The organism is Emticicia sp. W12TSBA100-4, from assembly GCF_040253585.1.
Taxonomy (GTDB): Bacteria; Bacteroidota; Bacteroidia; order Cytophagales; family Spirosomataceae; genus Emticicia.
Map to the genome: position 1 here is coordinate 1 of NZ_JBELAU010000084.1, position 412 is coordinate 412.

Consider the following 412-nt stretch of genomic DNA (forward strand, 5'->3'; position numbering starts at 1 on the left):
AATCTTTTTTTATCTCTCAAGTCAAAATAACATGAACACCGAACAAACTCTGCATCAGATGCGATGCCTTAAACTAAATGGGATGGCTGCTGCTTATCAAGCCCTTTTGAACTTGCCTTATGACCAACATCCACCAACTGAGCAGCTATTAGCACAACTTGTAGATGCCGAAATACTCCAAAGACAACATCAAAGAACAGTGGCTTCCATCAGAGCAGCTAAGTTCCGTTATCAGGCAGTGATTGAAGAAATTCAGTTTTTACCTGAAAGAAACCTTGACAAAAACCTTATGCTCCGATTAACTGATACGACTTTTATTAAAAGAGCTGAAAATGTATTTATTACTGGAGCAACAGGTTGTGGAAAAAGCTATATTGCATCTGCTTTAGGGCTACAAGCTTGTCAGATGGGA

At 39.1% G+C, this 412-nt stretch carries 1 protein-coding gene; it reads left to right on the forward strand.

The features are described from left to right. Positions 1-31: 31 nt before the first annotated feature. Positions 32-412, forward strand: a 381-nt coding sequence (locus tag ABR854_RS25855; protein WP_350268738.1) for an ATP-binding protein, incomplete at its 3' end; no start/stop codon positions are given.